This is a genomic window from Thiothrix unzii (assembly GCF_017901175.1).
Lineage (GTDB): Bacteria > Pseudomonadota > Gammaproteobacteria > Thiotrichales > Thiotrichaceae > Thiothrix > Thiothrix unzii.
In genome coordinates, this window is record NZ_CP072793.1 from 2,600,051 (window position 1) to 2,612,687 (window position 12,637).

Below are 12,637 nucleotides of genomic sequence, written 5' to 3' on the forward strand. Positions count from 1 at the left end.
TTTTTGACAAGAACAGAATTCATGCACATATCTAGAACTGCAATTATCACTGGCATTACGGGTCAAGACGGTGCCTATTTAGCAGATTTGCTACTCGGCAAAGGGTACACTGTCTATGGCACTTATCGGCGAGCCGCTTCCACTAATTTTTGGCGGATAGACGAACTGGGCATCAGATCTAACCCTAACCTTCACTTAGTAGAGTATGATCTGACTGATTTAGGTGCAAATATCCGTTTGCTACAAAAAACCAAAGCAACAGAAGTATATAACCTCGCAGCACAAAGTTTTGTAGCCGTATCCTTCGACCAACCGATGACAACGGCTCAAATTACAGGGTTGGGTCCCTTAAACTTGCTGGAGGCAATCCGTATCGTCGATTCCAGCATCCGTTTCTATCAAGCCAGCACTTCGGAACTATTCGGCAAGGTTCAGACAATCCCCCAAAACGAAAACACACCTTTTTATCCGCGCAGCCCTTACGGTGTCGCCAAGCTTTATGCCCACTGGATAACTATTAATTACCGTGAAAGTTACGATATTTTTGCCACTAGTGGCATTTTATTTAACCACGAATCCCCTTTGCGCGGCTTAGAATTTGTGACCCGTAAAATCACTGACGCAGTAGCCCGCATCCATTTAGGCAAACAGGACATGCTGGAACTCGGCAACTTGGATGCCAAGCGTGACTGGGGATACGCCAAGGATTATGTGGAAGGCATGTGGCGCATTCTGCAAGCCAAAGAACCCGATACTTACGTATTGGCAACTAACCGCACAGAGAGTGTACGTGATTTCGTCAACATGGCCTTCAAAGCCGTCGGACGACAAATTGAGTGGCAGGGCAGCAATGAGAACGAAGTTGGTATTGATTCTGCTACTGGCAACACAGTTATTCGGGTTAACCCTCAATTCTACCGCCCTGCTGAAGTGGAATTGTTAATTGGCAATCCTACACATGCCAGAGAAAAACTAGGTTGGGAACCACAAACAACCTTAGAGGAGCTTTGCAAGATGATGGTAGATGCTGATTTGCGCCGTGTCCAACAGGGATGCTCTTTCTGACATGAAAACATTGTTGGTGACAGGTGCAAATGGTTTCACTGGTCGGCATTTGATCCCCGCCGCTGCGGCACTTGGCTACAACCCATACGCCTTGACAGCTAACTTAATAGACGCGGAAGCCGTCGCAGCGGAAGTCACCAATATTATGCCAAGCCACGTTATCCACTTGGCGGGTATCAGTGCGATAACCCATGCGGATGAAATGGAAATTTACCGCGTTAATCTGTTTGGCACAATCAACTTGCTTAAAGCATTGGCTGCTTTACCTTACACATTGAATAAGGTTTTACTCACTAGCAGTGCTAATATTTACGGTAGCGGCGCAACCTCCCCCATCAGTGAAGCCAGTTGCCCCGCGCCAGTAAATCATTACGCCACCAGTAAATTGGCGATGGAACACATGGCACTCACGTTTGCCAGTAAGTTGCCTATTGTTATTGCCCGCCCGTTTAATTATACAGGAGTGGGGCACGACAAACGGTTTGTCATCCCAAAACTGACGTGGCATTTTGCCCAGCGCACCCCCACGATTGCCCTAGGCAATTTACACGTAGAAAGGGAGTTCAACGATGTGCGAACTGTTTGCTCAGCTTACATCAAACTACTGGAATTTGGCAGATTAGGACAAGCCTATAACATCTGTTCAGGAAAAGCCGTCAATCTCCAAGCCGTCTTCGATATTTTGAGTAACTTAACCGGACATAAGCCAACCATTGAGGTAAATCCTGCTTTCATACGCCAAAACGAAATCCCGTATCTGTACGGTTCCCCCAGCAAACTGGAAGCGTGCATAGGAAAACTAGTATACCCCGCCTTGCAGGAGACATTGCTATGGATGTTGGAAAGTGTGAAAAATGATTAAGCTCGCCCTCAATGCAACCTCATTATTATCGCCCCTAACGGGCATTGGGCAATACACCCGCAACCTAGCACTTGAACTTATGAAGCTCGGCGAAGTCGATCTGGATTTTTTCTACAGCTCAGGCTGGAGTAAGAATCTATATACATCCCCCTCCCATACCAAGAGCAACTTAGTTAGTAAAATAAAGCCATTTATACCTTTTGCATACGAACTACGCCGTTTCTGGCACAGATATAACTTTAGTACCTATGCAAACGACCATACTTTCAACATCTACCATGAACCTAATTATTTGTTAATGCCGTTTAATGGACCTTCAGTGGTTACAATCCATGACCTTTCTTGGCTAAATTACCCTGAAATGCATCCAACTGCTAGAGTGAGGGCTTTAAATGCATACTTTCCTCGTTCATTACAAACAGCTACCCTGATTATCACTGATTCTGAATTTATCAAACAAGAAGTTGTCCGCACCTTCTCTATTAATCCATCCCGAATTGAAGCCATTCCTTTAGGAGTAGAAGAAACTTTTTCACCTAAAACAGATACTGAAACAAAGGCAACGCTTCAACAATACGGTTTGCGGCACAACTCCTATTTCCTCACAGTCGGTACTATTGAGCCACGTAAAAACCTACAATTAGCATTAACTGCCTACCAAGCTTTACCATCTAGCCTCCGTAAACACTATCCCCTAGTCATTGTGGGTATGAAAGGCTGGCATACCCACAAGCTTCAGCACGCCATGAACTCCCTTGTCAATAGTGGCGAAATCCGCCTGCTAGGTTATATTCCACGTCATGATCTTGCCATGATTACTGCTGGTGCCACAACTCTAGTTTATCCTTCTGTCTACGAGGGCTTTGGTCTACCGCCGTTAGAAGCTATGGCTTGTGCTGTTCCCCCTATTGTTAGTGACGCTTCTTCGCTGCCTGAAGTGGTAGCTGGAGGAGGCATAAAAATCTCCCCATCAAACGCTGATGCCCTAAGTATTGCTATGCAACAATTAGCTGAAGATTTACCATATCAAAAAAAATTAGGGGTTCAAGCCTTGGCTAGAGCACAAGAGTTGACTTGGCAACAGTGCGCCAAACACACCTACCATCTGTACCAACGCGCAATTTCCCTATATTAATTTTAAGGCATCACATCGACATGCCCTCCTCAATCAAGATCCTCTGTTTTGGTCGGTTCTACGATGAAATTCCGGGCGGAATGCAAAAACACATTGAACATCTTTTTGCTAACCTGCAAGGCCATGTGGAATTTGTTCACCTTGTCCCCAGTCGTGATGCTACCCGTGCAGAGTTCACCCTGCATGGATTCCCAGTCATCCGCACACCCAGCCTGAATTTAGATGGCAGCCTTGCTATTTCCCCATCACTGATCAGTACCGCCCGTCAATTACATAGGCAATATCACTTTGACCTGATTCATCTACACTTCCCTGACCCCATGTCACATTTGGCATCGCTGGCACTTCCCGCCCGTATTCCACGTATTATTAGTTGGCACGCTGATGTTATTCGTCAAAAAACCTTATTACGATTTTATCGCCCCTTGCTACGCCATGCAGTAAGAACAGCATCTGCCATTACGGTTGCAACGCCTGCTCATATTGATAGTTCCCCTATACTTTCACAATTTGCTAACCAAGCACCTATTCATGTCATTCCTTATGGCTTCGATCTCACCCACTTTCTAACCCCTCACCACAAAACCACCAAAATTATCCAACAATTTCCTGGAAAACGTATCTTCGCCCTTGGAAGGCACGTGTACTACAAAGGCTTTGACATCCTCATCAAAGCCTTGCACCAACTGGAACCATCGACACAATTACTGATTGGTGGCACAGGCCCACTGAGCGAAACATGGAAAATGCTCGCTAAAACAGAAGGTCTCGCTGACCGCATCCATTTCCTTGGCTTAATCAACGACGAAGACCTGCCCGCTTATTACCAAGCTTGTGATGTGTTCTGCCTGCCTGCTGTCTCCCAAGCCGAAGCTTTCGGCATCGTCCAAGTAGAAGCGATGGCCTGCGCCAAACCTGTTGTCAGCACCCGCCTCAACAACGGCGTTGATTTTGTGAACCAACACGGCGTTACTGGTTTAACCGTTCCACCGAGCGACATAGTAGCACTCGCTCAAGCATTAAATCAGTTACTCACTGATCCGTCTCTGCGTGAAAAACTAGGGCAACAGGCGCGAGAACGCGCAGTAAATGAATTTTCACTAACAGCAATGGGACAAAAAACCCTCCAACTGTATGAGCGAATAACGTCCCAAACCAAACAATACATCAAGCTAAGTTAATGTGAACATCCTAGTCACTGGCTCTTCCGGCTTCATCGGCTCACAACTTTGCCCAACACTCAGCAGTCGGGGCTATACGCCGCATCCGATCTCCCGCACAACCTTTGGTGACATCACCCCCCATACCCACTGGTTAGATAAACTCAAGGGCGTTGACTGCATTATTCACCTAGCCTCTCGCGTCCACATCATGAAAGATTCTGCTGCTGACCCATTAGCAGCATTCCGCCACATCAATACCGCCGCCACCCTCAATTTAGCCAACCAAGCAGCCCAAGCAGGTGTGCGCCGCTTCATATTCCTCAGCTCCATCAAAGTCAACGGCGAAACCACCCAACCTGGTCAACCCTTCACGGCTTCGACTACGCTCAGCCACCATTCATTCCCTCCCCCCTCTACCTCTGGGAGAGGGGCTGGGGGTGAGGGTCTTTCTGACCCCTACGCCCTTTCCAAACACGAAGCCGAACAAGGCTTACGCGCCATCGCCCAACAAACCGGCCTAGAAATCGTCATTATTCGCCCTCCACTCGTCTATGGCTCCGAAGTTAAAGCCAATTTCCTGCAACTCATGCACTGGCTACGTCAAGGCATACCTCTTCCCTTGGGCAGCATCCACAACCACCGCAGCCTCGTTGCCCTACCCAACCTCATCGACCTGATCATCACCTGCATTGACCATCCCGCCGCAGCCAATCAAACTTTCCTTGTCAGTGACGGAGAAGACCTTTCCACCACCCAACTTTTGCAACGCCTGAGTGCAGCACTCGACAAACCAACCCGTTTGCTCCCCATCCCTCAAAAACTCCTCGAAATCACCCTAACCCTACTTGGCAAACGCGCCATCGCGCAACGTCTATGCGGCAATCTGCAAGTTGACATCAGTAAAACCCGCGACCTGCTCGGCTGGAATCCCCCAGTCAGCGTTGATGAAGCCCTCCGCCAAACCGCGCAAGCCTACCTACAATCTCAACGTTAAAGCGTGCTACAATCGGCAACGTCATCATTTTTACACGGGCGAGGTAACACTATGACAATGCCAGCTTTAAAACAAACCTACATCCCTTTCGATGACTATCTGGAAGGCGAACGCGACGTAGATACTCGCAGCGAATATATTGACGGTGAAATCTACGCAATGGCAGGTGCAAGTGAAACCCATAACACTATTGCGGGTTCTTTTTTCGCCAGCATAGAACCTCATCTCAAAGATACCTGCCGCGTCTGGCAATCTGACATGAAAGTGGTCGGCAGAACCCGCGACGACAAACCGTTTTCCTATTACCCCGACATTATGGCGGCCTGTGGTGAAAATACTGACGACCCCTATTACCGTACCAACCCCATCCTCATTATCGAAGTGCTATCCGGCTCAACCAAGCGGGTTGACCTGAAAGAAAAATTCGATAATTACACCCAAATTCCCTCCTTGCTGGAATACGTCGTAGTTTCGCAGGAAACACCCTATTTGCGGGTTTATCGCCGCCGCACCAATTGGCAATTAGAATCTCATTACGCCGAAGATACCTTAGTGCTGGAATCCGTTGGTTTACAAATAGCCGTACACCATATTTACCGCAGAGTCAGACGTGAAGTTGGACTGGATGTCCCATTCCCCATGAAGAAAAACGGATAACGTATTATGACCCGCCTGCTCGACATTTTCTTTGCCAGCGTTGGCTTAATCCTCGGCTCACCATTATTATTGCTGCTGACCTTCCTAGGTTGGTTCGATACTCGTTCGCCATTATTCCGCCAAACCCGTGTCGGGCGTAACCAACAACCTTTCACACTGGTGAAATTCCGTACCATGAGCGTTGGCACTGCTTCCGTCGCCACCCACCTTGCCAGCAGCAATGCCATCACCCCATTTGGCAGTTTTTTGCGCCGCACCAAACTTGATGAATTACCACAACTCTGGAATGTCCTATGGGGCAATATGAGTTTGGTCGGCCCACGCCCGTGCCTACCCAACCAACATGAACTCATCGTAGCCCGTGAATCCCTCAATGTCTTCACTGCTCTCCCCGGTATCACAGGTCTCGCCCAAGTACAGGGCATTGATATGTCCACCCCCGAAAAACTCGCCCAAGTCGATGCACAAATGCTGCAAACCCTCACTCTAAGTAATTACTTTCGCTATATTCTGCAAACCATTACTGGTAAAGGTCAGGGAGATCGCATCAAGGTATAGCTCCTACCTCATAAAGCCATGCTATAGTTGCTCCATTCTCCATGAGCACATGAATCCCGGATGCTAACCAAACTCTCCAAACCACTATTCCAGCTACCGCGTTGGCAAAAACGTTTCCTTTTGCTTACTCTTGACTGCCTATTAATTCCTTTTGCAATCTGGGCATCATTTGCATTACGCTACAGTACGTGGACACCGCCACTCAATGATGGTGTGTGGCTTTTCATTCTTGCACCACTGTTTGCTGTACCCGTTTTCATTCGGTTGGGTTTATACAGAGCCATTATCCGTTATATTACTGGTGATGCGATGATAGCGGTGTTGCATGGTGTCACGCTATCTACAATGGCACTATCCCTCATCAGTACTCTAATACGTTTGGAAGGCATTCCTCGCTCCATTTACATTATTTACTGGGGGACTGCATTTTTGCTGATTGGTGGTAGCCGTTATTGGATGCGCCGTCAATTTCAACGCCTACACAACCGCCAATATGACCGCACCCGCATTATTATTTACGGCGCGGGTAACTCAGGAATGCAACTTGCCACTGCCCTATCTAGTAGCACTGAATTCCGTCCTGTCGCCTTGATAGATGATAATCCCACATTACACAAAGCTAATATACAGGGCTTAAAAGTCCATGCACCGGATGAATTACCTAGTTTGGTCGAATCGCTCGATGTAGGACAAATCCTGCTAGCACTCCCTTCTGCAAGCCATGCACGTCGTAAAGAAATCCTGCAAACACTTGAGCCTCTACCCGTCCAAGTTCGTACCCTTCCCAGCATCACAGATCTAGTCGACGGCAATCTGACCTTGGGCGACATCCGTGACATACCTATCGAAGACTTACTGGGACGAGACCCAATCCCACCCAACACTCAACTGCTACAAGCGAATATCACCGACAAGATTGTCATGGTCACAGGCGCAGGCGGCTCTATCGGTTCGGAACTGTGCCGCCAAATTGCCAAACTATCCCCCAGTCAATTGTTGTTGTTTGAGCAAAGCGAATTCGCGCTTTACACCATTGACCAAGAATTACGTACTGAAACCCACTGCCCCGTTATTCCGTTACTCGGCTCTGTCACCGATAGCGGGCGGATGCAACAAATATTACGCACCTTTGGCGTGCAAACCATTTACCACGCCGCTGCGTACAAACACGTTCCGATGGTCGAACACAACGTGCTGGAAGGCATCCGTAACAACGTCCTAGGCACATGGCGCACCGCCCAAGCCGCGCAACAATGCGGCGTGGAAACCTTCGTACTGATTTCCACCGACAAAGCCGTGCGTCCCACTAACACGATGGGTGCAACCAAGCGTTGTGCAGAATTATTGTTACAAGCGTTAGCGGAGGAAAGTAAAACCACTCGCTTTACAATGGTACGTTTCGGTAACGTCCTCGGCTCCAGCGGTTCAGTCGTGCCACTTTTCTGTGAGCAAATCCGCCAAGGTGGCCCCATCACCCTAACCCATTCGGAAATTATCCGTTACTTTATGACGATTCCTGAAGCTGCCCAATTGGTGATTCAAGCCGGGGCAATGGGCGAAGGCGGCGATGTTTTCGTACTGGATATGGGCGAACCCGTGCGTATTTACGACCTTGCCAAACGCATGATCAAGCTCAGCGGGCTTCAAGTGCGAGACGAGCAACACCCAGAGGGTGACATAGAAATCCGCGTTACGGGTTTACGCCCCGGTGAAAAACTCTATGAGGAATTGCTTATCGGCGATAATGTTTTACCTACACAACATCATCGAATTTTACGCGCCCAAGAAAATCAGATCTCGATTGATGCACTGAAAAGTTACGTCCAACAATTTGAAATGTTAATCGCTGCTCAAAATCCAGCAGCCGCCAGAAGCGTTCTGCAACAAGCGGTGCAAGAATTCAAACCACAATGTGATGTGGTTGACTCTCTACATCGTCTACCCATAGCTGCATAATCTCCTACCCCCACCCGCCCCAATATTGCATAATCCCTCCCTTTAGCATCAGCGACAGGGAGTTTTGGATGGCGCAATTCATTTACACCATGAACGGTGTCGGCAAGATCGTACCGCCGAACCGTTTCATCCTCAAAGACATTTACCTCAACTTTTTCCCCGGTGCGAAAATCGGGGTGCTCGGCTATAACGGCGCGGGCAAATCCACCCTGTTGCGCATTATGGCAGGGCTGGACACCGATATTGTGGGCGAAGCGCGTCCGCAACCCGGCATTAATATTGGCTACCTTTCGCAAGAGCCACAGCTTGACCCTAGCAAGGACGTGCGTGGTAACGTCGAAGAAGGCTTAAAAGTCATCAAAGACGCACAGGCACGGCTGGACGAAGTTTACGCTGCCTATGCCGAACCCGATGCCGATTTTGACGCACTCGCCGCCGAACAAGGGCGTTTGGAAAATATCCTGCAAGCGTCCGACGCGCACAACCTCGAACACACCCTCGAAGTCGCCGCCGACGCACTGCGCCTGCCACCGTGGGATGCGGATGTTTCCACGCTTTCCGGTGGTGAAAAACGCCGCGTCGCGCTGTGTCGCTTGCTGCTGTCTTCCCCCGACATGCTCATTCTTGACGAACCGACCAACCATTTGGATGCCGAATCTGTGGCTTGGCTGGAACGCTTCCTGCAAGATTTCCAAGGCACGGTCGTTGCTGTCACCCATGACCGCTACTTCCTCGATAATGTGGCTGGCTGGATTCTGGAACTCGACCGAGGACAAGGTATCCCGTGGGAAGGCAACTATTCCTCATGGCTGGAGCAAAAGCAAAACCGTCTTGCCCAAGAGAGCAAGTCTGAGCAAGGCCGCCAAAAAGCCATGAAACAGGAATTGGAATGGGTACGTTCCAACCCCAAAGGCCGCCACGCCAAGAGCAAAGCGCGGATGCAACGCTTTGAGGAACTCTCTTCCAGCGATTACCAAAAACGCGCCGAAACTAACGAAATTTACATTGCTCCCGGCCCGCGTCTCGGTGATACCGTCATTGAAGCCAACGGCATCAGCAAATCCTTCGGTGATCGTTTACTGTACGAAAACGTCAGTTTCAGCCTACCCAAAGGCGGCATTGTCGGCATTATCGGCCCTAACGGCGCGGGTAAAACCACTCTGTTCCGCATGATTACCGGGCAAGAACAACCGGATGCCGGTACATTCAAAGTCGGCGAAACCGTCAAAATTGCCTACGTCGATCAATCGCGTGAAGACCTTGACCCCAATAAAACCGTGTGGCAGGAAATTGCCGACGGACACGACATTATGACGGTTGGCGGTTATCAAATTCAGTCACGGGCGTATTGCGGACGTTTCAACTTCAAGGGTGATTCCCAGCAAAAACGCCTGTGCGATTTATCGGGCGGGGAACGCAACCGCGTGCATCTGGCAAAATTGCTCAAAGAGGGCGGCAACCTGTTGCTGCTCGACGAACCCACTAACGACCTCGACGTGGAAACCTTGCGGGCATTGGAAGAAGCGATCCTCAACTTCCCCGGCTGTGCGGTGGTGATTTCGCATGACCGCTGGTTCTTAGACCGGATTGCGACGCACATCCTCGCGTTTGAAGGCGATTCGCAAGTGACGTGGTTTGAAGGGAATTACAGCGATTACGAAGAAGACTATAAACGCCGCCACGGGAACGAGTTGCACCCGCAGCGGATTAAATACAAGCGGTTGAAGGCATAAGAGATCAGGCGCGGTTTCTCCGCGCCGTCTCTTTAAAAATCAAATCCCCAACGCTCGTCCTTAGCGTTCGCCGCTGGCTTGGCGACGCGCTCATGAATTTTAGAAGCTAACGCTGAGCGGTCGGACTTACTGTGCGAAGCTTGCTCGCCTTCTGCCCAACGCCCGCACACCTCAACCCGTAACCGCTGCCCGTGTTCAACCGCGTAAGGGCGGGAAATCTTATTCAAAGCAGCCAAACGTCTGACGTTCATCCCATAACGTTTAGCAACGTTCTGAAGGGTTTCGTTGCCATGAATCGTGTATAAACTGTGAGTAACGACTTCACAGCTACCGGACTTTCCGCCACGAATCACTTGGGGCTGCTGCGCACGCTGCCCACCGGATAATTTCTGGTAAGCATTCAACACGCGGCGGGTGTACATCTGGGTTTCCTGAAACGGTACTGCTGTGCCATACATATCCACACGCCCTTCACCCGCGTTGTAAGCAGCGACAGCATGTGGCACGCTGCCACCGTAGCGCGTTAACAACCAACGCAAATAACGTGCGCCACCGTGGATATTTTCGTTGGTATCAAAGCGGTTCGCCACCCCAAAACGCCGTGCTGTCGCAGGCATCAATTGCATCAAACCGCCCGCACCCTTATTGGACACCGCGCTGGGTCTAAAACAGCTTTCGGCAGTAATCACCGCTTTCAGGAGATTAGGGTTAACCCCGTTGGATCGGGCAGCAGAAACAATTTCATACTGGTAAGGATTCGCCAACGCATGTAACACTTGCGGGGCGTATTGATCACAGGCGGCAATAGCCGAAGAGCTGGAAAACGCAAACGCAGCAGGCACAAGCAACAGCGTCGCGCAACGCCTTACGGCGGACATACTCACTAACACAGACAATCCTCGTCTAATAAACACACATCGGTTTCAACGTGAAATTTTCAATGGCTGATATAGCCTATGAAACCGCGCTATTGCTAATTGTTATTTTCTATTAGCGATAAGCCACTACTATGTAGTTCACCTAAACCGTTACGTCAAGCTGGCGCGTTATCCCAATCCTGCGCCATTGCCAGCAACTGTTCCAGCTCCTCGGCACTGAAACCCGCTTGCAATCGCGCTTCTATGAAAAACGGCCCGCGTAACGGCGTTTGCATCACACCACGAATTAACCGACGAAAGGTAGCATCCGCCTCCAGCCCGCGTTGCTCACAACAATACTGAAACCAACGCGAACCAATCCGCACATGCCCAATTTCATCGCGTAAAATAATCGCCAGCACGTCCACCGTCGCCGTGTCACCGACTTCCTGCAACCGCTGCATCATCCCCGGTGTAACGTCCAAACCCCGCGCTTCCAGCACTCGTGGCACTAACGCCATGCGCACCATCACGTCATCAGCCGTTTTACACGCCTGTTCCCACAAACCGTTATGCGCCGGTAAATCACCGTAAACACAGTCAAAAGCCGCCAAGCGTTCCCGCAATAAACTGAAGTGGTACGCCTCTTCTGCCGCCACTTGCAACCAATCCCCATAATACGCATCCGGCATTTCCCGGAATCGGTATACTGCATCCAAGGCTAGATTAATCGCGTTAAATTCAATGTGCGCCACCGCATGGAGCAAAGCTCGCCGCCCTTCCGGGGTTGATAATTTGCGCTGTTTGACTTGTTTGGGGTGAACCAGTTCGGGGCGTGGGGGACGACCGGGATCAGCAATCGCCAATACTTCATCCGCCACCGCAACATCGCGTACCAGCTGCCCTGCTTGCCAAGCGGCATAAAGTTGGGTTGCACACACCAGTTTTTGATCAACGTCCGCCGTCATTAAGCAAGCGTAAGCGGCGGTATACAGATTTTGCATTTTATCTGACATCACGCAATTCCTGTAAAAAGCGAACAAGGTTATGAATCTGAGTTGAAGGATTATCTTCCCCACATTCCTCTGCTTCTTTATTACAACGGTCAGCATGGCCTAATGCTTGATCTAACTTATCATGTAATTCCAAAAAAATGCCTACTCGTTTTTTATCATATTGAGGATAGACTTTCTGTAAATGATCAAAAACCTGTTTTGGTGTTAAACAAGAGGGACGAGAATAAGGAGGAAAATGAAGTAACAACCAAAACTCAAAAGAAGGAACAGAGTATGCGGCATAGAAATCTGTCATCTTATCTATTTCTGCAATGACGTCACGAAAACCTGTATTTGCACCCATTTCGTCATCTTGATCAAATACGCAATATACCCTATCAAATGCATCGCCTTTTTCTTTTGAAACTTTATAGCGTTTCTTAGCATCATGCAGAATATTTTTGGCATTTCGACCGGAACTGCCTGCGGTCACTTCAACGGCATGAACAGCTTGCAGCTTGTATTCACGACGCAACTCCTTAAAATAATTCAACTCTGTCTTTGTACCTTCACAAACGATCAGGACAGTCTGCCCAGCAGATTTCTGAGATTGCCCTTTCCGGCGCGTATCGGTTCTTTGCCTTGGTTGCCGCTTTGCCACG

12 protein-coding genes are annotated in these 12,637 nt (G+C 49.3%); 9 read left to right on the top strand and 3 right to left on the bottom strand.

What is annotated here, in order from left to right; all coding sequences use genetic code 11:
• Positions 1–21: 21 nt before the first annotated feature.
• The 9 genes from gmd to ettA all read left to right on the top strand — a co-directional run bounded on the left by gmd (position 22) and on the right by ettA (position 10,123).
• Complete coding sequence (gene gmd / locus J9260_RS12900) at positions 22–1,065, top strand: GDP-mannose 4,6-dehydratase (protein ID WP_210218144.1); 1,044 nt, start codon at positions 22–24, stop codon at positions 1,063–1,065.
• 1 nt (position 1,066) lies between these two features.
• Positions 1,067–1,927 carry an NAD-dependent epimerase/dehydratase family protein gene (locus J9260_RS12905; protein WP_210218145.1) on the top strand — a complete coding sequence of 287 codons (861 nt, stop codon included), beginning with the start codon at positions 1,067–1,069 and terminating at the stop codon, positions 1,925–1,927.
• Positions 1,920–3,062, top strand: coding sequence for a glycosyltransferase family 4 protein (locus tag J9260_RS12910; protein WP_210218146.1), 1,143 nt, complete (start codon positions 1,920–1,922; stop codon positions 3,060–3,062). The genes J9260_RS12905 and J9260_RS12910 overlap by 8 nt, the downstream gene beginning before the upstream one ends.
• On the top strand, positions 3,011–4,243 hold the full coding sequence (locus J9260_RS12915; protein WP_246499779.1) for a glycosyltransferase: 1,233 nt from the start codon (positions 3,011–3,013) through the stop codon (positions 4,241–4,243). Before J9260_RS12910 ends, J9260_RS12915 begins: the two co-directional genes overlap by 52 nt.
• 1 nt (position 4,244) lies before the next feature.
• Positions 4,245–5,219 carry a UDP-glucose 4-epimerase family protein gene (locus tag J9260_RS12920; protein ID WP_210218148.1) on the top strand — a complete coding sequence of 325 codons (975 nt, stop codon included), beginning with the start codon at positions 4,245–4,247 and terminating at the stop codon, positions 5,217–5,219.
• A 57-nt stretch (positions 5,220–5,276) separates the two neighbouring features.
• Positions 5,277–5,876, top strand: a complete 600-nt coding sequence (locus tag J9260_RS12925; RefSeq protein ID WP_210218149.1) for a Uma2 family endonuclease — start codon at positions 5,277–5,279, stop codon at positions 5,874–5,876.
• Between the two features lie 6 nt (positions 5,877–5,882).
• On the top strand, positions 5,883–6,434 hold the full coding sequence (locus J9260_RS12930; RefSeq protein WP_210218150.1) for a sugar transferase: 552 nt from the start codon (positions 5,883–5,885) through the stop codon (positions 6,432–6,434).
• A gap of 60 nt (positions 6,435–6,494) precedes the next feature.
• Complete coding sequence (locus J9260_RS12935) at positions 6,495–8,390, top strand: nucleoside-diphosphate sugar epimerase/dehydratase (RefSeq protein WP_210218151.1); 1,896 nt, start codon at positions 6,495–6,497, stop codon at positions 8,388–8,390.
• A 68-nt stretch (positions 8,391–8,458) separates the two neighbouring features.
• A complete protein-coding gene (ettA, locus tag J9260_RS12940) occupies positions 8,459–10,123 on the top strand; it encodes an energy-dependent translational throttle protein EttA (protein ID WP_210218152.1) in 1,665 nt (554 codons plus the stop codon).
• 32 nt (positions 10,124–10,155) lie between these two features.
• On the opposite strand, the gene J9260_RS12945 is transcribed toward ettA, so the two are convergent.
• The 3 genes from J9260_RS12945 to J9260_RS12955 form a co-directional block, all read right to left on the bottom strand.
• Positions 10,156–11,001 carry a transglycosylase SLT domain-containing protein gene (locus J9260_RS12945; protein ID WP_246499781.1) on the bottom strand — a complete coding sequence of 282 codons (846 nt, stop codon included), beginning with the start codon at positions 10,999–11,001 and terminating at the stop codon, positions 10,156–10,158.
• A 155-nt stretch (positions 11,002–11,156) separates the two neighbouring features.
• The gene (locus tag J9260_RS12950) at positions 11,157–11,996 is read right to left on the bottom strand and encodes a ferritin-like domain-containing protein (RefSeq protein WP_246499439.1); all 840 of its coding nucleotides are present in this window, start codon (positions 11,994–11,996) and stop codon (positions 11,157–11,159) included.
• The gene (locus J9260_RS12955; RefSeq protein ID WP_210218154.1) at positions 11,986–12,636 is read right to left on the bottom strand and encodes an RloB family protein; all 651 of its coding nucleotides are present in this window, start codon (positions 12,634–12,636) and stop codon (positions 11,986–11,988) included. The genes J9260_RS12950 and J9260_RS12955 overlap by 11 nt, the downstream gene beginning before the upstream one ends.
• Position 12,637: the final 1 nt, after the last annotated feature.